The organism is Rhodococcus ruber NBRC 15591, from assembly GCF_001894945.1.
Taxonomy (GTDB): Bacteria; Actinomycetota; Actinomycetes; order Mycobacteriales; family Mycobacteriaceae; genus Rhodococcus; species Rhodococcus ruber.
Genome location: NZ_BCXE01000007.1, coordinates 74966 through 96720 on the forward strand (window position 1 = coordinate 74966; position 21755 = coordinate 96720).

Consider the following 21755-nt stretch of genomic DNA (forward strand, 5'->3'; position numbering starts at 1 on the left):
GCGTTCGGGTCGTCTCCGACTCCGGCGTTCGGGTCGTCTCCGACTCCGGCGTTCGGGTCGTCTCCGACTCCGGCGTTCGGGTCGTCTCCGACTCCGGCGTTCGGGTCGTCTCCGACTCCGGCGTTCGGGTCGTCTCCGACTCCGGCGTGCGGGTCGTCTCCCACGGCGACGCGGCGCCCGGTACGGGGGAGCGGTGATGAACGATCTGCGCCGGGCCCTGGCGCTGCTCGAACTGCGCCCCGGACGGGTCGCCGCCGCCGTCGCCGCCGGCGTCGCCACCCTGGGCAGCGCCCTCGCGCTCGCCGGCCTGTCGGCCTGGCTGATCATCCGGGCGTGGCAGATGCCCCCGGTGCTGGACCTGACGGTCGCCGTCGTCGCCGTCCGGGCCCTGGGCATCTCCCGCGGGCTGTTCCGCTACCTCGAGCGAATCGCGAGCCACGACACCGCCCTCCGGGGGACCACCGCCGCCCGCACCCGGGTCTACCGGCGCCTCGCCGACGGCGACCCGGTGGCCTCCGCCGGTCTGCGCCGCGGGGACCTGCTCGCCCGCACCGGCGCCGACGTCGACGCCCTCGGCGACGTGGTGGTGCGGGCACTGGTGCCCATCGCCGTCGCCGCGGTCCTCGCCCTCGCCGCCGTCGGCTGGCTCGCGCTGATCTCCCCGCCCGCCGCGGCGATCCTCGCCGTCGCGTTGCTCGTCACCGGCGTCGTAGCCCCCTGGGTGTCCGCCCGCGCCGCGGCCCGCGCCGAAGCCGACAGCGCCGCCGCCCGCCTCCGGTTCTCCCGCGACGCGGTCACCGCGCTCGACCACGCCGCAGAACTGCGGGTCGCGGGCCTGCTCCCGCAGGCCGTCGGCCGGGCCCGCCGCGCCGGTGCCGACGCGGTGCGCGCCACCGACCGGGCGGCCGTCCCCGCGGCCTACGCGGAGGCCGCCGTCCCCCTCTCGGTCGGAGCAAGTGTTCTCGGGGCGTTGCTCGTCGGCATCGCGCTCTACGCCGACGGGGGTGCGAGTCCGATGTCCCTCGGGATCCTCGTGCTGCTGCCCCTGTCCGCGTTCGAAGCCACCGCGGCGCTGCCCGGTGCTGCCGTCACCCTCACCCGCGCCCGGATCGCGGCACGCCGCATCGTCGACCTGCTCGACCGTGCCGACCGGCCGGTGCCGCACGGCACCCGGCCCGTCGTCGAACCGTGCCACCTGCGTGCCGTCGCTCTGCGCAGCGGCTGGCCCGGCGGCCCCGCCGCCGGGCCCCTCACGCTCGACCTGCCACCCGGCACGCGCATCGCCGTCGTCGGGAGCAGCGGCAGCGGCAAGACCAGCACGCTGATGACCCTCGCGGGGCTGCTCGAACCCGCCGCCGGGACGGTCACCCTCGGCGGTGTGCCGCTCGCCGAACTCGACCCGGCCGCCCTGCGGCGGACGGTGGGATTCTTCGCCGAGGACGCCCACCTGTTCGAGACGTCCGTGCTCGAGAACCTGCGGGTGGCCCGCGGCGACCTCACCGAGGCCGAGGCGCTGGCCGTGCTCGGCGACGTCGGGCTGGGGGAGTGGGTGGCCGGGCTGCCCGAAGGACTGCACAGCACGCTCGTCGGCGGGGCGCGCGCCGTCTCCGGGGGCCAGCGGCGCCGGTTGCTGCTCGCTCGGGCCCTGGTGTCCCCCGCGCGGGTGCTGCTGCTCGACGAGCCCACCGAGCACCTCGACGCCGCGGACGGTGCGCAGCTGCAACGACTGCTGCTGGACCGGGACGCCGGATTCGTCGCACCTGAGCGCACCGTCGTCGTCGTCACCCACCAGCTGCCCGGCGACACCTCAGCCGACCTCGTCGTTCGCCTGGGGAAAAACTCGTTGCCCGCGGTCTGAGCGGCGCGTACTTTCGGGCGTACACGAGAAAGGAGGTGGTCTGAATTGAAGTATCGGACACGTGAGGTGGCTGCGCGCTAGCCGCTGTCATCGACGACGGGATTGTCGACCGCCCAGCGGCCGGCGAATACCACGCAGTCACCCGGCCCCCGAGCCATCCGGTCCGTCCGACCGGAATCCGCCGACCAAGCGTCCGCGGAGAACGGCTCGGGGGCCGTTTGCGTGTCCGGCAGGTGTGCGAACGCGCAGTTCGGGGTACCCCCGTTCGCGGTAGGCGGCGCGTGCGCCTCGCGTCCCGAACGAAAGGTGTCCTCATGCTCGAGCGAGCGCACGGCCTGTTACGCCTTCGTACGTCGCCCGGGGTGTTCTTCGCCTCCGCGCTGATCGCCCTCGTGTTCGTCGTCGTGACGATCGCGTTCACCACGGCTGTCGACAACCTGTTCAGTTCCGTGTCGGGCTGGATCATGACGAACCTGGGCTGGTTCTACATCCTGGGGGTGTCCACCTTCCTGGTCTTCCTGGTCGGTCTCGCGTTCACGCACTACGGCCGGGTGCGGCTCGGCGGCGACGACGACCGGCCCGAACACTCCACTCCGGCGTGGTTCGGAATGCTGTTCGCCGCCGGCATCGGCACGATCCTGATGTTCTGGGGCGTGGCCGAACCGATCTCCCATTTCGCGAACCCGCCGATGCAGGACGTCGAACCGGGGTCCGCGGCCGCCGCCACCGAGGCCATCGGCTTCACGCTCTACCACTTCGGGCTGCACACCTGGACGATCTTCGCGCTGCCCGGCCTGTGCTTCGGTTACTTCATCTACAAGCGCAAGCTGCCGCCGCGCGTCAGTTCCATCTTCGCCCCGATCCTGGGTGGCCGGATCTACGGACCCATCGGCAAGACCATCGACGTGATCGCGATCGTGGGCACCGTGTTCGGCGTGGCCACGTCGGTGGGACTGGGGACTCTGCAGGTCAACGCCGGCCTCGCCGAGTTGTTCGGCCTCCCCCAGAACGGGCTCGTCCAGATCGTCCTGATCGCGGTGGTCACCGTGGCGGCGGGGACGTCGGTGGCGCTCGGTCTCGATCGCGGCATCAAGCGGCTGTCGAACCTCAACATCGGCATGGCCGTCGCGCTGCTGGCCTTCGTCCTCGTCACCGGACCCAGCCTGTTCCTGCTCAAGGGCATGATCGAGTCCGTCGGCATCTACGGCAGCATGCTGCCGCGGCTCGCGTTCTGGAACGATACGTTCGGCGACACCGGCTGGCAGAACACCTGGACCGTCTTCTACTGGGCGTGGACCATCACGTGGGCGCCGTTCGTCGGGATCTTCATCGCGCGCATCTCCCGCGGCCGCACCATCCGCGAGTTCGTCGCCGGCGTCCTCGGGCTGCCCGTGCTGTTCTCGGTGATCTGGTTCAGCGTGTTCGGAATGGCCTCGTTCGACATCGAGCTGAACGGCTCGGGTGGTCTCGCCGACCGGGTCGTCGGCGACGGCGACATTCCCGGCGCCCTGTTCGAGTTCCTCGGCAACTTCCCGTGGGCCGGCGTCATGTCGTTCTTCGCCGTGGTGATCGTGGTGATCTTCTTCATCACCTCGGTCGACTCCGCCGCGATGGTCCTGGACATGATGGCCGCCGGCAACGAGGGACGGGTGCCGCTGCACCAGCGCCTGTTCTGGGCGGTCCTGATGGGTCTCGTCGCCGCGACCATGCTCGTGGCCACCGGGAAGGACGATCTCGACGCGCTGCAGCAGGTCATCACGGTGATCGGATTGCCGTTCTTCGTGATCGGCTTCGTGATGATGTACAGCCTCGTCAAGGGGATCCGCGACGACCTGGGGGAGCGGGCCGAGCCGGTGACCCGGCAGTGGAGCCGGGTGCGCACCGCCGAGGAACTCGAGGCCGCCGAGCAGCGGCCCGCTCCGGAGCCCGTCGTCGTCACCCGCGCCGTGCCGGATCCGGACGCCGAGCCCGGTGACGGAACGGATTCCCCGGCGCGAGGATCAACCCGTGAGGATCAACCGATGTAGCGAGCGAGCCGCGCGGACATGTGCGGCCGCAGGTCCCCGTCCGCGGTGACCCGTTCCTCGACGTAGGCGAGGTCGCCGCCCTCGACGATGCCGTACAGGCGCTTGGCGCCGCCGACCACCTCGCCGGACTGGCTGCGGATCACCACGTCGGTCGCCAGTTCCCAGGACGACTGGGTCAGAGCGGTGCCGTAGTACAGCTCGACGACGCCGGAGCTGTGATTCAGGAGCAACTCGAGGGTTTCCGGATCCTCGCTGCCGGGCGCGCCGGTGCCGGCGACCCGCCAGAAGCCGCTCTCCCGGCGATCCGGACCGCTGTAGGCGCCCTCCTCGTCGAGGCGCCACGAACGGGCCTCCCACACGAGGTAGTTGCCGCCGTCGTGGGTGACCACGATCTGCTGGCCGAAGCGGTAGTCGCCGGTGCGGGGGTCGTTGCCCTCGCCCTCGCCCCGCCACACACCCACCATGGGCAGCAGCGCCAGCAGCTCCGGATGCATGTCCGGACCGAGGCGCAGATTCGCGGTGTCGTCGGGGACGGGCAGACCGCTCAGGATCGGGACGTTCTTGTCGGCAGTCGCCTTGGCCCGTTCGAGGGCGTCGGCGACGGCCTTGTCGCCGCTGCCGCGGACGACTTCCCGTTCCTCACCGGACTCGGCACTCACGGCTGATCGGTCACCAGACGGTAGAGGACGTACACCGCGAACCATGTGATGAGCACGGCCGCCAGGACAAGGAGCGCTTCGAAGAAGATGACCACGGCCATATCCTAGACGGCGTCCGGAAAGCGCGAAAACCGACGTCCCCACCGGGCGCGCGACGCGGCGCGCGGGATAGTACCGTGCACGGGGCCGGGCGGGCCTTTCGCCCGGAAAGCCCGATTCGGAGGTCGTGTGCGCTCCATCCGTCTGCTGCTGCCGGTTGCCGCGGTCCTCGCGGCCCTGTCGCTGATCCCGCCCGACGCGGTCGCCGTCCCCGGGGCGGGGTCGAACAGCGGTTCGTCCGGGCCCGGCGTCCATCCCGACAACTACGCACTCGAGTGCCCCGATCTGCTGATCGTGGCGGTTTCCGGCGCCACCGACTCCGAGGCCGACCGCGACCCCGTGGTCGAGGAGTCGCGTCAGCTGTGGTCGAACTGGGTGGGCAACGTGACGGTCCCGGCCGGTGAGGCCACCGCGGACCGGCCGGGCACGATCGGCTGGATGTACGTTCCGTACCCGGCCACCTACGGTCTCGGCCTGTTCGAGGACGTGCCCACCTATCAGGACTCGGTGGCGGCGGGTGTCGCGTCCACCAACCGCATCCTCGACGAACGCAAGCGCGCCTGCGGGGAGCGCACCCGGTTCGCCCTCGTCGGGTACAGCGTCGGCGCCGAGGTGATCGAACGGGTGAGCCGCGAACTCGGGCACCGGCCCGACGACGCCCATGTCGCCCCGGACGACATCGCCGGAGTCGTCCTCGTCGGTGACCCGTACCGCCCCGCGGGGGTCGACTCGCTCGGCGGGGCCGGTCCGCGCGGCGGCGGATTCATGTCCTCCGAGCCCGCCGACTACGGAGCGCTGGCCGACCGGGTGGTGTACTCGTGCCGGCGCTACGACGTGGCGTGCGACGCCCCCGAGGACATCGCGGTCCTCGAGCTGGCCCTCGGCATGCTCGGGCAGATGCGGTTCACCCTGATCGACCCGATGCAGACCGTCGACGACCTGGGACGCACGGTGGCGGTGACGGCGGCCCGCGCCGCCGCGCACATCGTCACCCGGGACGACTGGTGGGAGTCCGACGAATCCCTCCTCGACGTGCTGCGCAAGGTCGTCGACAAGACCTACCCCGTGGATCCGAGCGCCGACGTGAGCCCCGAACGGATGCGGGAGATCCGCGACTGGGCCGTCGGCCCGGGCCGGCCCATCGTGCTGGAGAAGTTGCGCGCCGAGGGAGTCGGCTTCGTCGACGACAACAGCGGCATCGTCGATCTGTTCGTCGAGCCGTACATCCTGCTGGGCTTCGTCCAGCACATCGGCTACTGGAACACCAACCCGCACGATCCCTGGTACTGGGACAGCGAGCGGATCGTCGACTGGATCGTCGCGCTCGCCGAAGCCGAGCGGGTGAGCGGACAGCCGCAGAACTGACGAACGACGGCGGGGCCCGTTCCCCGAAAGGAACGGGCCCCGCCGGATCGGTCCTACTTCGCGACCGTGACCTCGACGTGGTGGACGCCGGGGGCCGTCGGGCTCACGGCGACGTCACCGTTGCCGCGGCCGGACAGCGCGCGGACCTTCCAGTCGCCGGGCGCGGCGAAGAAACGGAAGTCACCGGTGCCGGAGGCGACGACCTCGGCGGTGAACTCACCGGTGCCGTCGAGCAGGCGCACGAAGGCGCCGCCGACCGGCTGGCCGTCGGTGTCGACGACACGGCCGGTCAGAACCGTCTCCTTCTCGACGTCGACGCCGGCGGGCAGGGTCTGGGACTGAACGGGTGCACCACACATGGTCAGCGAACCTCCAACTCGATAGGGGCTCCGACGAGCGAGCCGTATTCGACCCAGCTGCCGTCGTAGTTCTTGACGTTGTTCTTGCCGAGGATCTCCTGCAGCACGAACCAGGTGTGGCTCGAGCGCTCACCGATCCGGCAGTAGGCGATGGTCTCGCGGCTGTCGTCGAAACCCTTGGCCCGGTAGAGGGCCTCGAGGTCGTCGTCCGACTTGAAGGTGCCGTCCTCGTTGGCGGTGGTGCTCCACGGGATGTTGATCGCACCCGGGACGTGGCCGCGCTGCTGGGCCTGCTCCTGCGGCAGGTGGGCCGGGGCGAGGATCCTGCCGGAGAACTCGTCGGGGGAGCGGACGTCGATGATGTTCTTGGTGCCGATCGCGTCGATCACCTCGTCGCGGAAGGCGCGGATCGAGTAGTCCGGCTCCTGCGCCTTGTACTCGGTGGCCGGGCGGGTGACCTCGTCCTTGGACAGCGGGCGTCCGTCGAGCTCCCACTTCTTGCGGCCGCCGTCGAGGAGCTTGACGTCCCGGTGCCCGTAGAACTTGAAGTACCAGTACGCGTAGGCGGCGAACCAGTTGTTGTTGCCGCCGTAGAGCACGACGGTGTCGTCGTCGGCGACGCCCTTCGCGGACAGCAGGGCGGAGAACTGCTCCCGGTTCAGGAAGTCGCGACGGACGCCGTCCTGCAGGTCCTTGCGCCAGTCGAGCTTGATCGCACCTTCGATGTGCCCGCCGTCGTAGGCGGCGGTGTCCTCGTCGACCTCGATGAACACGGTATTCGGTGCGTGGAGGTTCTGCTCTGCCCAGTCTGCTGAGACCAGGACGTCGGAGCGAGCCATGGAGTTTCCTTTCGGTGCTGACACTCTCGGGTCGAGTGGAACGGTGCGGAGGGAACGGTGGTCAGGCGGCGACGGCCCGGAACCGGGCCACGAGCGGATAGATCCGGCACCCGAGGCACACCCCGAACGCGGCGTTGAGCAGGGCGGCGAACAGTGCGAATCCGGTGGCGACCAGCCCGGTCAGGTCGGCGCCGAGGAGGAAGGCGAAGGTCCCCACGGCGGCGAACACGAACCCCACGACCTGCGCGAACCGCAGCGGGGCGACCGGTTCCGTCTCGGTGGGCGCGCTCGACCGGGGCGCCACGAACCGCGCGAAGAGCAGGCCGTAGGGGCTGCGGCGCGGCCCGAGGGCTGCGCCGGCCGCGAACACCACGGTCTGGGCGGCGAGCAGTACGCCGGCCACCGCGGTCGAGACCGACGCGACGACCAGGACGACGACGAGGACGGCGGTGGTGATCCACGCCGCGAACCGGGGGCCGCGGACATCTACCTGCCGGCTCCCGTGGGTGGTGGCGGTGGTGGTGGCAGAGGTGGACATGGGTGGTGCTCCTGCTGGGTGGGGACGCGTGAGGGCGGACCGGCGCGGTGACAACCGGATCACACCGGTGGCGGCAGCGGATGCCGCGGAGACGGTCGGACGTCTCGGCCGGGGTGATCAGCAGCAGGTACAGCAGAAGCCGCCGAGGCGGCACAGATCGACTGTGCGGCGTCGGGTGAGCATGAGCTCTCGGCAGGTCGACACGGCAGGCAGCTTAGCCGACGTCTCGCCGGATCGGGGGCCTAGGGGGTGCGCAGCGGCACCAGCGCGGCCCGCAGGTCGGCCGCGGTCGGCACCCCCGAGACCCGGTACCTCTCGGTGCCGGCGGCGTCGAACAGGAACGTCGTCGGCAACGACAGCACGCCGAGTTCCTTTGCCAGCTGCGGGTTCTCGTCGATGTCCAGTTCGAGATCGCGGGGTACGGGCAATCCGTCGCCGGTGGCCGCGAGGTCGGCGACCACCTGAGCGACGACCCGGCGCACCGCGGCGCACGGTCCACACCAGTCCGCGGAGAAGTGCAGCACCACCGGCGCATCGCCGGTGCCCACCCCCACCGCCGCCAACAGCGGATCCGGCCCCGGCACCGGGGCCGGATCGACGACGCGGACCTTGCCCTCGCGGGCCCGCAGGACGGTCCCGACGATCAGGGCGGCAGCCACCACCACCAGCAGGACGACGACAGCGGTCACAGGCGCTGCACCTCCTCGAGATCGATCGTGGTCCGGTGTGCCTCACCCTCGATCACAATCGTCGAGCCGCGGGCCTCGACCGCGGTCGGGCGCACCCCGAACGGCAGATTCTGGGGTTCGATCGTGGTGGTGAACAGACCCAGCACCGTCGGCTTCAGAGGATCCGGGACGGTGAAGTCCGCCTGTCCCTCCGGACCGAAGTACAGGTCCGACGCCACGATGCGCACCGTGTCGCCCTCGAGCAGCAGGTTCGCCTGCACGCTGACCTCCGCGGAGACCGGGCCCACCGGAACCGTGCCGGTGAGGACGACCCCGCCCGCGGTGGTGCGTCCGGAGCCGCCGGACCCGCCCGTGCCGTCGGACTTGTCGGCCGGGGGAGCGGACACCTGCAGGTCGGGAATGCCGTAGAGCTGACCGAGCTCGGTCGCGTCGATCATCACGCGCCCATACAGCAGGTCCACCGGCACCGTGCGGATCGAACCGTCGAGCAGCTCGCCCGCGTCCGCGTGGGCACCGATCAGGTTGGCCTCGATCGTGATGTCACCGAGCGTCCCGCTGGGCACACCCTGCGCCCGGATCTCGACGTTCTCGTAGTGGCCGGCCCGGGCCTGGGTCAGGAACGGGAACCCGTGGATGGTCACCGCCGGGTCCGCCGTCAGCGCACCACCCTCCCGCAGCGCCCGCGAGACCCGGTACTCGGACCACGCCGCGGCGCCGAAATCGACCAGGAGTGCGACTCCGACGAGCGTCACGAGAGCGAGGATGAGTTTGCGCACCGCACCATTGTGACGGACGGCTCGCACCGCTTCCCGAGCGCGGTTGCCCGGTGAACGCCCTCGTGGCGCTAATCTGTAGCGCGTCGTTCACACGAGTTTCGCGCAGCCCGCGAAGAATGGAGGCACGGTGGAGCTGTTGCTGCTGACCTCCGATCCCGACCCGGAGGCGGTCCTGCCTTCGCTGTCGCTGCTCGCGCACTCGGTGCGCCCGGCGCCGACCGAGGTGTCGTCGCTCCTCGAGGCGGGGTCCGCGGACATCGCGGTCGTCGATGCCCGCACCGACCTGGCTGCCGCCCGCGGCCTGTGCCGGTTGCTGGGCAGCACCGGTTCGGCGATCCCGGTCGTCGCCGTGCTCACCGAGGGGGGCCTGGTGGCGGTGAACCCGGAGTGGGGGCTGGACGACATCCTGCTCACCACCACCGGACCGGCCGAGCTGGACGCGCGACTGCGACTGCTGGTCGGCCGGTCCGGCGCTGCAGCCGGCCCCGAGAACAGCGGCAAGATCACGCTCGGGGAGCTCTCGATCGACGAGGGCACCTACACCGCTCGGCTGCGCGGCCGTCCCCTCGACCTGACGTACAAGGAGTTCGAGCTCCTCAAGTACCTCGCACAGCACGCCGGCCGGGTGTTCACCCGCGCGCAACTGCTGCAGGAAGTGTGGGGTTACGACTTCTTCGGTGGTACCCGCACCGTCGACGTGCACGTGCGGCGCCTGCGCGCCAAGCTCGGCCCCGAGTACGAGTCCCTGATCGGCACGGTCCGCAACGTCGGTTACAAGGCGGTGCGTCCCACCACCAAGACCGGGAAGGGCGGCTCCACCAGCGTCGAGTTCGAGGACGCCGAGTTCGCCGACTAGGCTCGCCTCGTGGAATTCGTCAGTCGACTGTCCGCCGAGCAAGCCGCCGAGGTGCGGGCACTCGTCGCCCGCGCGCACGCTGCCGACGGAACGGCCCCGGTGTCCGAGCAGGTGCTGCACTCCCTCACCGGCGACGGTGACGAGCAGCATCTGGTGGCCGTGGCGGACGCCACGATCGTCGGCTACGCCAACCTCGTCCCCGGCCACGGGGAGCACCCGGCCATGGCGGAGGTGGTCGTCGATCCGCCGCACCGCCGGCACGGTGTGGGGTCGCGGCTCGTCGCCGCGGCGCTCGAGGCCGGAGGTGCCGGCACCCGGGTGTGGGCGCACGGCAACCTCGAGCCCGCCCGGGCGCTCGCGGCGCGGCTCGGCCTGACGCCGGTCCGCGAGCTCCTGCAGTTGCGGCGCCCGCTCGGCGAGCCCGAACTGCCGGCCCTGCAGGTCCCCGACGGTCTGCTCCTGCGGACGTACCGGGGACCCGAGGACGATGCCGAACTGCTGCGGGTCAACGCGGCCGCTTTCGCCTGGCACCCCGAGCAGGGCCGGTGGACGGAGCGCGATCTCGCGCAGCGCCGCAGCGAGTCCTGGTTCGACCCGGAGGGGGTGTTCCTCGCCTTCGACGAACAGGATCCGGACCGGCTCCTCGGCTTCCACTGGACGAAGGTGCACGCCGCCACGGCGGACCGACCGGCGATCGGCGAGGTGTACGTGGTCGGCATCGACCCCGGAGCGCAGGGACGCGGTCTCGGCCGGCTGCTCACCCTCGCCGGGCTGCGGTACCTGCAGGAGTGCGGCCTCGGCGCGGTGCTGCTGTACGTCGAGGGTGACAACACCGCCGCCCTGCACACCTACGGCCGGCTCGGGTTCGAGCGATTCCACGTCGATCTCGCCTACGTCGGCGCGTGAACGGCGCACGTACCGCACGCGTCCGTCCCGTCTTCGTCGTGTGACGTCGACCATACGGACTGCAGGTGTACTTTTCGCGTTCACGCCGCGTTCACCTTCGGGCGTCCAACCGTCAACCCGTCCTCATTAACTTTCCATTACGGGCCGCAGCATGCCGGTCCGGCGCCGGGATCGCCCCGCGCCTGATGCCGCCGCCCGTATCGCGGGCGTGCCGGTCGCGAATTCCGGAGGAGAACGAGTGAACCTCAAGCGCAATGGCGCCCTGCTCGGTGTGGTGGCTGCAGGTGCCCTCACCCTGGCCGCATGCGGCAGTGACAACAATGCCGCCTCGACGGACGTGGACGCGTCCGCCTCGGCTGCGACGTGTGAGGGCAAGGAGACGCTGTCCGCCGCCGGGTCGTCCGCGCAGAAGAACGCGATGGACCAGTTCGTGTCCACCTACATCGCGGTCTGCCAGGAGAAGGGCAAGAACGTCAACGTCGCCTACAACCCGTCGGGTTCCGGTGACGGACGCACCCAGTTCATCGCGAACCAGATCGACTTCGCCGGCTCCGACTCCGCCATCAAGGACGAGCAGGCCGCCCAGGCCGCCGAGCGGTGCGCCGGCAACCCCGCGTGGAACCTGCCGCTGGTCTTCGGTCCGGTCGCCATCGCGTACAACGTCGACGGCGTCGACAACCTCGTGCTGAACGGCGAGACCGTCGCCAAGATCTTCAACGGCACCATCAAGCAGTGGAACGATCCGGCCATCGCGGCTCTCAACGAGGGTGTGAGCCTTCCGGATTCGGCCATCACCGCGATCGTGCGCTCCGACTCGTCGGGCACCACCGACAACTTCCAGAAGTACCTCGAGGCCGCCTCGAACGGTGCCTGGACCTCCGGCGCCGGCTCCGACTTCACCGGCGGCATCGGTGAAGGCGCCAAGGGGTCGGCCGGTGTCGCCCAGGCCGTCGCCAGCGCGCCCGGCTCGATCACCTACGTCGAGAAGTCCTTCGCCGACCAGAACAGCCTGAGCATCGCGCAGATCGACAACGGGTCCGGCGCGGTGGAGCTGACCGACGAGTCGGCCGGCAAGGCCATCGAGGCCGCGACCTTCGCGCCCACCGGGGAGGGCGACCTGACGCTCGACCTGAGCTCGATCTTCGGGACGACGCAGGAGGGGGCCTACCCGATCATGCTCGCCACCTACGAGATCGTGTGCTCGGCCGGCTACGACGCCGACACCTCGGCGGCCGTGAAGTCGTTCCTCGTCAGCGCCGCCAACGAGGGCCAGGAGGGTCTCGCCGAGCAGGGTTACGTGCCGCTGCCCGAGTCCTTCAAGGCGAAGCTCACCGAGTCGATCAACGCCATCGCCTAGCCGATGAGCGCCGCGGACCGTACCGTCGATCACGAGCAGAGAGAGATTGCGAGCGCAGATGAGTGACGCGCCCACCAAATCCGCACCTCGCACTTCCGGGTCCGGCGACGACGCCGGGTCCGGGGCGGGCGGTCCGCACGGCAACATCCCGGAGGCCACGATTACCACCCCAGCGCGCGGCGACAGCAAACCGCTGACCAGACCGGGCGACCGGATCTTCAGTTCGCTGGCCTCCGGGTCCGCCGTCCTCATCTCGGTGATCATCGCGGCCATCGGCGTGTTCCTCGTCTGGCGCGCGGTGCCGGCGCTCCAGCGCAACACCGTCAACTTCCTCACCAGCCGCGAGTGGGTCACCCAGGACATCGCCGAGATGTCGTTCGGTGTGCTCGACCTGTTCCAGGTGACCGTCCTGGTGTCGTTCTTCGCGCTGGTCCTCGCGATGCCGGTCGCCCTCGGCATCGCGATCTTCCTCACCTCGTACTGCCCCGCGCGCCTGAAGAAGCCCCTGGCGTACGTCATCGATCTGCTCGCCGCCGTGCCGTCCATCGTCTACGGCCTGTGGGGCCTGCTCGTCCTGGCCCCGGCGATCCGCCCGCTGGCGACGTGGCTCAACGAAAGCCTCGGCTGGTTCCCGCTGTTCGCCTCCGGTTCGGGTTCGATCCTCGGCGGCGGCACGATCTTCACTGCGGGCATCGTGCTCGCCGTGATGATCCTGCCCACCATCGCCGCGGTGAGCCGGGAGGTGTTCGTGCAGACGCCGACTCCCCACATCGAGGCAGCGCTCGCCCTCGGCGCCACCCGCTGGGAGGTCGTCAGGACCACGGTCATCCCGTTCGGCAAGTCGGGTTACATCAGCGGGTCGATGCTCGGCCTCGGCCGCGCCCTCGGCGAGACCATGGCGCTGTACCTGATCCTGCGGACCACGTCGCAGCCGTTCTCGTGGTCGCTGTTCGACGGCGGCGCCACCATCGCCTCGAAGATCGCGCTGGGATACGCCGAGTTCAACAACGACATCCAGGCCGGTGCCTACATCGCCGCGGGCCTGGTGCTCTTCGTGCTGACCTTCGTGGTCAACGCCGCGGCGCGTGCGGTCGTCGCAGGAAAGAAGGACTGAAGCCATGACGACCACACTCCTCGAGACGCCGGTCAAGGGCCCCACCTTCCGGGGCGTCGGCACCCGTCGGCGCGCAACGAATCTCGCCGCCACCGTGCTGGTCACGGTGTCGGTACTGGTCGCTCTCGTGCCGCTGGCATGGGTGCTGATCACCGTGATCGCCAAGGGCATTCCCGCCCTGACCAGCGCCACCTGGTTCACGAACTCCCTGAGCGGGCTGTCCGCGTCCGCGATGGGCGGTGGCATCTACCACGCCCTCGTCGGAACCCTGCTGCAGGGCCTGGTGTGCGCGGTGATCTCCATCCCGATCGGCATCTTCGTGGCGATCTACCTCGTGGAGTACGGCGCCGGCACGCGACTGGGCAGGATCACCACGTTCATGGTGGACATCCTCAGCGGCGTCCCCTCCATCGTTGCCGCACTGTTCATCTACGCCCTGTGGATCGCCACGTTCGGATTCCCGAAGTCCGCCTTCGCGGTGTCCCTGGCGCTGGTCCTGCTCATGGTTCCCGTGGTCGTGCGCAGCACCGAGGAAATGCTGCGGATCGTGCCGCAGGACCTGCGCGAGGCCTCCTACGCCCTCGGCGTGCCCAAGTGGAAGACCATCGCGCGCATCGTGATCCCGACCGCGCTGCCGGGCATCATCACCGGCGTCATGCTGGCCCTGGCGCGCGTCATGGGCGAGACCGCGCCGCTGCTGATCCTCGTGGGCTACGCGCCGTTCATCAACTTCAACCTGTTCGGCGGCGAGATGGGCAGCCTGCCGGGCGTCATGGTGGCGGAGATGAACAACCCGACCGACGCGGGCACGATGCGGATCTGGGGCGCTGCCCTCACGCTCATCCTCGTCATCGCGGTCCTCAACATCGTCGCCAAGGTGATCGGCCACTACTCCCAGGTGCGGACCAAGTAGGCCTCCTCGTGCACACATCCCCCGATTTCGATACACCAGTAGGGAGCCGGTAATGGCCAAGCGTCTGGACCTCAAGGACGTCAACATCTTCTACGGCAAGTTCCACGCCGTCGCCGACGTGACGCTGGCCGTGCCGCCGCGGAACGTCACCGCGTTCATCGGACCGTCGGGCTGCGGCAAGTCCACCGTGCTGCGCTCGCTCAACCGAATGCACGAGGTGACCCCCGGTGCCCGCGTCGAGGGCTCCGTGCTGCTCGACGGCGAGGACATCTACGACTCGTCCGTCGATCCGGTCGGCGTCCGAAAGACGATCGGCATGGTGTTCCAGCGCCCCAACCCGTTCCCCACCATGTCGATCCGCGACAACGTCGTCGCCGGCCTCAAGCTGCAGGGCGTGCGCGACAAGAACAAGCTCGACGAGATCGCCGAGCGGTCGCTGCGCGGCGCGAACCTGTGGAACGAGGTCAAGGACCGTCTCGACAAGCCCGGTGGCGGCCTGTCCGGTGGTCAGCAGCAGCGCCTGTGCATCGCCCGCGCCATTGCGGTGCAGCCGGAGGTGTTGCTGATGGACGAGCCGTGCTCCGCTCTCGACCCGATCTCGACGCTCGCCATCGAGGATCTGATCGCCGAGCTGAAGCAGGACTACACCATCGTGATCGTCACGCACAACATGCAGCAGGCGGCGCGCGTGAGTGATCAGACCGCATTCTTCAACCTCGAGGCCACCGGCAGGCCGGGCCGGCTCGTCGAGATCGACGACACCGAGAAGATCTTCTCCAACCCCACCCAGAAGGCCACCGAGGACTACATCTCCGGTCGCTTCGGCTGAGCCGGCTGCGACTTCGGCACCGCGGACGCGGAAAGGCCCCGCCCGGAAAATCCGGGCGGGGCCTTTCCGCGTCGGGTTACTGGTCCTGCGGATACACCGTCAGCTTGTCGACGCGTTCACGCATCGCCCGGAAGTCCTCGTCGGTGGGCAGCTTGCCGGTGACCAGGAAGATCACGCGACGACCCACCTCGACGGCGTGGTCGGCGAACCGCTCGTAGAACCGTCCCAGCAGCGTCACGTCCACCGCCGCGGCCACGCCGTGCTTCCATTCGCGGTCCATCAGCACCGTGAACAGGTGACGATGGAGATCGTCCATCGCCTCGTCCTCCTGGTGCAGCCGGGCCGCCCGCTCGGGATCGCGCGTCTCGAGGATCTCCCTGGTCGCTGCGCCGAGGGAGACCGCGATCCGGCCCATCTCGGCGAAGTAGCCGTTGACCTCTTCGGGCAGAACGTGATTGGGGTGCCGGCGCCGCGTCGCCTTGGCGACGTGCAGGGCCAGCGCACCCATCCGGTCGATGTCGGCGACGATCTGGATGCCGCTGACCACGGAACGCAGGTCGCCGGCGACCGGCGCCTGAAGGGCGAGCAGCGAGAATGCCTTCTCCTCGCACTGCGTGCTCAGGTCCGTGATCTTGTCGTGCTCACCGATCACGGTCTCGGCGAGCGCGAGATCCGCCTGGAGCAGTGCCTGGGTGGCCCGCTCCATCGCAAGGCCCGCAAGGCCCGCCATCTCTCCGAGGAGATCGGCGAGCTCGGTCATCTGTTCGTGGTATACGACGCGCATAATGACACAGACTACGGCGCACACACAGCCGGGTCACGAGCAGCGGGTGAATGCAGGGTGAATGGCCGGGCGCGACGACCCGCTCAAGCGCAGGAATCGTCGCCCGCGTTGGTGATCGACAGGTCGACCGGCAGTTCGTTCTCCTCGGCAGCCTGGATGGGCACCGTCGGCAGGACCGACCCCGCCTCGGTCGGCGCGGTGATGCTGCCGGCGAATCCGGTGCCGAGGACGAGTTCCACGATGCCGCCGAGGTCCGCGGATTCCTGCAGCACCGCCCCCGGCACCGCGGACGCCAGTGTCAGCGCCTCGGCTTCCTGCCCGGGCGAGAAGCGGACGACGGTCTCCTTGCTCGTGCCGGAGTAGTTGCCGACGCTGTAGATCGGGAAACCGTAGGCGCCGAGTTCTTCCGCGGTCCGGGCCGCGAGGCCGGACGCGCCGGAAGCGTTGGACACCTGCACCGACACCGTCGACGGATCCACCGCGGTCCGGTCGGGCAGAACGGACACCGGCGGCGGCGCGGACGAATCGGGTTCCGGGGCCTCCCGCTTCTCCCCGGGCAGCGGTTCGTCGTCGATGATCGCGTGGAAGATCGCCTTGATGTCGTCGAGACGCGGAATCTCGTTGCCCCACTCGTTGGTTCCCGCCGTGGGCACGGTGAGGAAGGTGACGGCTCCGGCTTCGACCCGTTGCAGCGAGCGCCCGAGCCGGACGAGCGACTCGGTGTCGACGTTCTCGACGAACGTCGCTCGGGTGAACGCGTTGATGAACCCGTTCAGTTTGCCGGGGTCGAACAGGACCCTGTTCGACATCGCCGAGCGCAACAGCGACGACAGGAACTTCTGCTGCCGGGTGATGCGTCCGTAGTCGCCGTTTCCTTCCGACTCGACCTTCCGCGCCCGCACGTAGTCCAGCGCCTGCCGGCCGCTGAGGGTGTGGGTGCCCGCGGTCTCGATGACGGTGCCGAGTTCCCCGTCGACCAGGGGGGTAGGGGTGCACACCTCGACGCCACCGACCTCGTTCACCATGCTCTCGAAGCCGGCGAAATCCATTCCGACGAAGTGCCCGATCTTCAGGCCGGACAGCTTCTGGATCACCTTCACCAGGCACTTCGGTCCGCCCAGCGCGTAGGTGGCATTGAGCTTGTCGCCTTCGGCGGCGGGGAACGTCTCCGACGTGTACTCGCCGGTGGTGCTGTCCCAGCCCCGGCACACGGGCCGCGTCACGTCGAGGTCGCGCGGAAAGGAGACGGCGACGACGCGACTGCGGTCGGCGGGGATGTTGACCAGGATGACGGTGTCTGCGCGCGCGCCCTCGGCCTCGGCCTCGGTCCCGGCGCCGACCGCACCGCTCGCCCCGGCACGGGTGTCGGTGCCGATGATCAGATAGGTCTCGTCGCCGGTCTGGCCGCCGGGGTCGACGATGTCGGTGGATTCGGTGTCCAGCGCCGCGATCTGGGCGAATCCTGCCTCGGTGGAACGCACGTAGCCCCACACCAGGCCGCTGCCGACGAGGGTCAGTACGGACAGCAGGGCCAGGACGGTGCGGCCCGCCGTCGCGAGGCGCCGGCGTTTGCGCCGTTTGCTCAGAGCCAGCCTGCTCGGACCGTTGTCCCCGACCGCTCGGGGCAGCGCGACCGGTTGCTCGGGCTCGTCGTTCTGCTCGTCGGCGCGGTCGTCGCGCGGGGGTGTGGGCGGCGGGCTGTCCGGCGGCGCGGCGCCCACGGGCGGGATCTTCTCGGTGGGGTCGTCGTCGGCGGGCGATGTCCGCGGCGGCCGGACGGGCTGCGGGTTCGGCGCGGCCGGTTCGGGTTCGGGACGGCGGACAGGGGTGCTGTCGCGCCCCACCTTGTTCATCAGCGCCGCGACGGTGACCTGGTCGGGGTTCTCGCCCGGAGTGGCCGAGCGGCGGGGACGGCCGGTTTCGGCACCGCGCACCGGCGGCGGCGGTCCGGCGTCACCGGGCAGATCCGTCGGGCGTCGGCGTGTCCGGCCGGTGTGTGAGCTGCGATACCCGGAGTCGGCGATAGGACGTTCCCACGGAGCGCGACTGTCGGGCAGGCCCGAATCGTGCTCCTCACCCACCGATTCCCTCGCCTCTCCGCGGATGTTCCGCTTTCGTACGCACCCGCCACCACGGCGATCCCGTCATGATACTGGCGGCCTCGATCCGGATCGAGGTGTCCGCCGAGCGACAGGCCGGTGCGGTCCGGTTCGTCCGGTCCGAACGGCTGAGCCGACGTCAGCCGCCCGAGTGCATGACGTCGGCGCCTGCCGGCACCATGCAGTCCTCGGGGTCGTCGAGCCAGCCGTCCGGCAGGGCGACGGTACCGGGGGAGCCCTGGCGGCCCCGAGGGCCCTCCGCGTCCTTGGGGAAGGGCACCGTCGGGTCGAGGCGGCCGAGCAACTCGTCGAGTTCGGCGAGGCCGGACACGCGCGCCAGGGCGTTGCGCACGTCGGATCCGGCCGGGAAGCCGCGCAGATACCAGGCGATGTGCTTGCGGATCTCGCGCATGCCGCGGTCCTCGCCGTGGTGGTCGGCGAGCAGTTCGGCGTGCCGGCGCATGATGCCCGCCACTTCGCCCAGATTCGGCGGGGTGGGCATGGGCGTGCCGTTCAGGGCGGCGCTGAGTTCGGCGAACAGCCAGGGCCGGCCGAGGCATCCGCGTCCGACGACGACGCCGTCGCAACCGGTCTGCTCCATCATCTTCTGCGCGTCCTCGGCGGCGAAGATGTCGCCGTTGCCCAGGACCGGTACGTCGGTGACGTGCTCCTTGAGCCGGGCGATCTCGTTCCAGTCCGCCTCACCCGAGTACCGCTGGGCGGCGGTGCGGGCATGGAGCGCGACGGCGGCGGCGCCCTCGGCCGCTGCGATCCGGCCCGCGTCGAGGTGGGTGTGGTGATCGGCGTCGATACCGATGCGGAACTTCACGGTCACCGGGATGTCGGTGCCCTCGGTGGCGCGGACGGCGGCCGCGACGATGTTGCCGAACAGGCGTCGCTTGTACGGCAGGGCCGAGCCGCCCCCCTTGCGGGTGACCTTCGGCACAGGGCAGCCGAAGTTCATGTCGATGTGGTCGGCGAGGTTCTCGTCGACGATCATCTTCGCGGCCTGGTAGGTGACGTCCGGGTCGACGGTGTACAGCTGCAGCGACCGGGGCGTCTCGGTGGGGCCGAATGTCGTCATGTGCATCGTGACGGGGTGACGTTCGACGAGTGCCCGGGCGGTGACCATTTCGCACACGTACAGCCCCGACGTGCTTCCCGAACGCTCGAGTTCGAGCTCGCGGCACAGGGTGCGGAAGGCGACGTTGGTGATTCCCGCCATCGGCGCGAGCACGACCGGGCTGTTCAACTCGAGCGAGCCGATGCGAAGGGGTGACATGAAGAACCTCGAAGACGGCGTGAAGAAGAAGTGCGTACAACTGTGCCCGGCACCGAATCCGGCACCGGGCACAGGATAGCTGTTCGGGGACGCCGCCCCCGAATCACGCACCGGCGAGGATCAGGATGCGGCTTCGTTGCGTTCGCGGCGGGCGGCGTCGCGGGCGAGGGACCGATCGCGCATCTCCTCGAACTTCACCGCCTGCTTCTCGAGATCCTCGAGGAAGGTGCCGAGTTCGTCGAGGACGCGGGCGCCCTCGGCACCGAAGTCTTCACGCTCGAAGATGCGCCACTTGCGGAGCACCGGCATGACCACCTCGTCGAGGTGCTGACGCAGGTCGTAGATGCCGTGCTTGGCCATCAGCACGCCGTTGCGGCGGAAGTTGGGCATGCCGGCGCCGGGCATCTGGAAGTTCGTCAGCACATCGGTGATCGCCGCGAGAGTCTGATCCGGGGCCACGTCGAGAGCCGCTTCACAGATGTTGCGGTAGAAGATCATGTGCAGGTTCTCGTCGGCGGCGATGCGCTGGAGCATCTTGTCGGCGATCGAGTCGTGACACGCCCGGCCGGTGTTGCGGTGCGAGACGCGGGTGGCCAGCTCCTGGAAGGTGACGTACGACACCGAGTGCAGCATCCCCACCTCGTTGGGCGAGGCGAACCCGTTGGTCATGTGCTCCATGCGGGCATTCTCGAGAGCGACGGGGTCGACGCCGCGGGTGACGACGAGGTAGTCGCGCATCACGATGCCGTGGCGGTTCTCCTCGGCGGTCCAGCGGCCCACCCACGTTCCCCACGCGCCGTCGCGGGAGAAGCTCTCGGCGATCTCGCGGTGGTAGGACGGCAGGTTGTCCTCGGTGAGCAGATTGGTGATCATCGCGGCCTTGGCGACCTCGTCGAGCTTCGACTGCTCGGGCTCCCAGTCCACGCCGCCCATCGCGGCGAAGTTGCGTCCCTCGTCCCAGGGCACGTAGTCGTGGGGGTGCCAGTCCTTGGCCATCGAAAGGTGGCGGTTGACGTTCGCCTCGGCGACGGGCTCCAGCTCGCGCAGAAGCTCCAGCTGAGTCAGAACTCGCGTCATTCCGTTTACCTCTCCATAACTGTGCGTATCACGAACGAATTACAGGCTACGGCACCGTAGGTTGGGCGCCGCCATGTCTGTGACGTGCTCCAAATTCGGCCGACCCCGGCCCGACCGCCGATGGGATCCTTCACATGCGGTGATCCGGCCATCCTACCGGGTGGACACGGGTGCCTCGGCGCGACGCGCGGGAGTGAGCCCGTGTCCTCTCCGAAACCTCAGCGCTTGCCGCCACCGAGGAGTCCGCCGAGCAGATCGCCCAGGCCGCCGCCGTTGCCCCCCAGAACGCTGCCGAGAACTCCGCCGAGGCCGCCGGAGGCGCCCCCGCTGCCCGCGCCGCCCGACGCACTGCGCAGGAGCCCGCCGAGCAGATCGCTCAGGCCACCCGGCTCGCCGGATTTCCCGCCGGCCTGGCGGGCCAGGTACGTCAGCACGATCGGAGCGAGAATGGGCAGCAGTCGCGCGACGAGGTCGCTGCCGCCCGCGCCGTCGGCGTGGCCCAGCGTCTGCACGACCTGGTCCTTGTTGTCGCCGAACACGTTCGACACGATCCGGTCGCCGTCCTCGGTGTCCACGTCGCTCACGTTCACTCCGCCGTCGAGCAGGGGTGAGCCGCGGTGCTGGTCGAGCGCGGACAGCAGGGACGTGGCGCCGTCCGGATTCCGGGTATTCGCCTCGAGGCCGCCGACGAGCGTGGGCAGGGCGGCCCGCACCGCGGTGGCCGCCGTCTGCTCGTCCACGCCCAGTCGACGAGCGATCTGGTCGACCGGGATCTGCGAGAGGAGTTCGTCGAGTGAGGGCATGGGCACCGAGGGTAGCCGCCGTCGCCACCCCGGTCGGCGTTCCGCGTCGGCGTTGCGGCTACGCGGACGTCCGCCGTCCCGCGATCACCGCGCACAGCAACGCGACCCCCAACCCGCTGAGAATCAGCACGAACCCCGTCTGGTTCGTCAGCGCCGTCGCGTGGTTCGCGCGCACGTAGTCGTCGAACCGCTGGTGGACCCGCACCGCGAAGGCGCCGGTCGCGACGAGACCGACGACCACCCCGGCCCAGCCTGCGACCGCCGAATCGAACAGGGCGGCCAGGAGCAGCAGGACGGCGGCGAGGACGAGCGGTGCCGCGAGTGCCTGATGGACCGGAAGGTCGGCTGCGCCGAGGGCGGAGACGTCGCCGGCCGCAATCCCGTCGCGCAGGTCGGTCAACGGGATCTCGGTCGGCCGGGCCCCGGCCACCACCGGCAGGAACGAGCCGATTCCCAGGGCGACGGCAGACAGGAACAGGCCGAGGTCCACGAAGCTGCGCACGCCACTCCCATCGATCGCCGGATC

The 21755-nt window shown here is 69.9% G+C and carries 21 protein-coding genes; 9 read left to right on the forward strand and 12 right to left on the reverse strand.

Annotated features, from left to right (window positions below; all coding sequences use genetic code 11):
* Positions 1–196: 196 nt before the first annotated feature.
* The gene (gene cydC / locus RR3_RS05995; protein ID WP_061064815.1) at positions 197–1858 is read left to right on the forward strand and encodes a thiol reductant ABC exporter subunit CydC; all 1662 of its coding nucleotides are present in this window, start codon (positions 197–199) and stop codon (positions 1856–1858) included.
* A 314-nt stretch (positions 1859–2172) separates the two neighbouring features.
* Positions 2173–3885 carry a BCCT family transporter gene (locus RR3_RS06000; RefSeq protein ID WP_174557550.1) on the forward strand — a complete coding sequence of 571 codons (1713 nt, stop codon included), beginning with the start codon at positions 2173–2175 and terminating at the stop codon, positions 3883–3885.
* Here RR3_RS06000 and RR3_RS06005 read toward each other — a convergent pair.
* Entirely contained in the window at positions 3873–4544 is a 672-nt protein-coding gene (locus RR3_RS06005; protein ID WP_017680914.1) for a heme-binding beta-barrel domain-containing protein, read from the reverse strand. The genes RR3_RS06000 and RR3_RS06005 overlap by 13 nt on opposite strands.
* A 228-nt stretch (positions 4545–4772) precedes the next feature.
* Between RR3_RS06005 and RR3_RS06010 the strand changes: the two genes are divergently transcribed.
* Complete coding sequence (locus tag RR3_RS06010) at positions 4773–6008, forward strand: cutinase family protein (protein WP_017680913.1); 1236 nt, start codon at positions 4773–4775, stop codon at positions 6006–6008.
* Between the two features lie 53 nt (positions 6009–6061).
* Here the strand turns inward: RR3_RS06010 and RR3_RS06015 are convergent, their stop codons facing one another.
* The 5 genes from RR3_RS06015 to RR3_RS06035 form a co-directional block, all read right to left on the reverse strand.
* Positions 6062–6367, reverse strand: coding sequence for a DUF1416 domain-containing protein (locus tag RR3_RS06015; RefSeq protein WP_010593868.1), 306 nt, complete (start codon positions 6365–6367; stop codon positions 6062–6064).
* 2 nt (positions 6368–6369) lie between these two features.
* The gene (locus RR3_RS06020; RefSeq protein ID WP_010593869.1) at positions 6370–7206 is read right to left on the reverse strand and encodes a sulfurtransferase; all 837 of its coding nucleotides are present in this window, start codon (positions 7204–7206) and stop codon (positions 6370–6372) included.
* Between the two features lie 61 nt (positions 7207–7267).
* Positions 7268–7744 carry a DUF4395 domain-containing protein gene (locus tag RR3_RS06025; protein ID WP_017680911.1) on the reverse strand — a complete coding sequence of 159 codons (477 nt, stop codon included), beginning with the start codon at positions 7742–7744 and terminating at the stop codon, positions 7268–7270.
* Positions 7745–7986: 242 nt separating this feature from the next.
* Entirely contained in the window at positions 7987–8433 is a 447-nt protein-coding gene (locus RR3_RS06030) for a thioredoxin family protein (RefSeq protein ID WP_010593871.1), read from the reverse strand.
* The gene (locus RR3_RS06035) at positions 8430–9209 is read right to left on the reverse strand and encodes an LmeA family phospholipid-binding protein (RefSeq protein WP_017680909.1); all 780 of its coding nucleotides are present in this window, start codon (positions 9207–9209) and stop codon (positions 8430–8432) included. Before RR3_RS06035 ends, RR3_RS06030 begins: the two co-directional genes overlap by 4 nt.
* Before the next feature lie 127 nt (positions 9210–9336).
* Here RR3_RS06035 and RR3_RS06040 point away from each other — a divergent pair, with 127 nt between their 5' ends.
* The 6 genes from RR3_RS06040 to pstB all read left to right on the forward strand — a co-directional run bounded on the left by RR3_RS06040 (position 9337) and on the right by pstB (position 15184).
* Positions 9337–10065, forward strand: a complete 729-nt coding sequence (locus RR3_RS06040; RefSeq protein WP_010593873.1) for a winged helix-turn-helix transcriptional regulator — start codon at positions 9337–9339, stop codon at positions 10063–10065.
* Between the two features lie 9 nt (positions 10066–10074).
* Positions 10075–10971, forward strand: coding sequence for a mycothiol synthase (mshD, locus tag RR3_RS06045; protein ID WP_010593874.1), 897 nt, complete (start codon positions 10075–10077; stop codon positions 10969–10971).
* Between the two features lie 238 nt (positions 10972–11209).
* Positions 11210–12328: a phosphate ABC transporter substrate-binding protein PstS gene (pstS, locus tag RR3_RS06050; protein ID WP_010593875.1), complete on the forward strand. Its 1119-nt coding sequence runs from the start codon at positions 11210–11212 to the stop codon at positions 12326–12328.
* Between the two features lie 58 nt (positions 12329–12386).
* Positions 12387–13442 (forward strand): phosphate ABC transporter permease subunit PstC, encoded by a 1056-nt coding sequence (pstC, locus tag RR3_RS06055; protein ID WP_010593876.1) that lies wholly within the window; start codon positions 12387–12389, stop codon positions 13440–13442.
* Positions 13443–13446: 4 nt separating this feature from the next.
* Positions 13447–14355 (forward strand): phosphate ABC transporter permease PstA, encoded by a 909-nt coding sequence (gene pstA, locus RR3_RS06060; protein WP_010593877.1) that lies wholly within the window; start codon positions 13447–13449, stop codon positions 14353–14355.
* Between the two features lie 52 nt (positions 14356–14407).
* Positions 14408–15184 (forward strand): phosphate ABC transporter ATP-binding protein PstB, encoded by a 777-nt coding sequence (gene pstB, locus RR3_RS06065; RefSeq protein WP_003936505.1) that lies wholly within the window; start codon positions 14408–14410, stop codon positions 15182–15184.
* Between the two features lie 76 nt (positions 15185–15260).
* On the opposite strand, the gene phoU is transcribed toward pstB, so the two are convergent.
* The 6 genes from phoU to RR3_RS06095 form a co-directional block, all read right to left on the reverse strand.
* Entirely contained in the window at positions 15261–15968 is a 708-nt protein-coding gene (phoU, locus tag RR3_RS06070; protein WP_010593878.1) for a phosphate signaling complex protein PhoU, read from the reverse strand.
* A gap of 83 nt (positions 15969–16051) precedes the next feature.
* Positions 16052–17902 carry an LCP family protein gene (locus RR3_RS06075; protein ID WP_010593879.1) on the reverse strand — a complete coding sequence of 617 codons (1851 nt, stop codon included), beginning with the start codon at positions 17900–17902 and terminating at the stop codon, positions 16052–16054.
* Positions 17903–18206: 304 nt separating this feature from the next.
* Entirely contained in the window at positions 18207–19349 is a 1143-nt protein-coding gene (gene dusB, locus RR3_RS06080; protein WP_010593880.1) for a tRNA dihydrouridine synthase DusB, read from the reverse strand.
* Between the two features lie 120 nt (positions 19350–19469).
* Entirely contained in the window at positions 19470–20426 is a 957-nt protein-coding gene (locus RR3_RS06085) for an acyl-ACP desaturase (protein WP_010593881.1), read from the reverse strand.
* Between the two features lie 218 nt (positions 20427–20644).
* Positions 20645–21229, reverse strand: a complete 585-nt coding sequence (locus RR3_RS06090; protein ID WP_017680906.1) for a DUF937 domain-containing protein — start codon at positions 21227–21229, stop codon at positions 20645–20647.
* 58 nt (positions 21230–21287) lie between these two features.
* Positions 21288–21731 carry a hypothetical protein gene (locus tag RR3_RS06095; protein WP_017680905.1) on the reverse strand — a complete coding sequence of 148 codons (444 nt, stop codon included), beginning with the start codon at positions 21729–21731 and terminating at the stop codon, positions 21288–21290.
* Positions 21732–21755 lie beyond the last annotated feature (24 nt).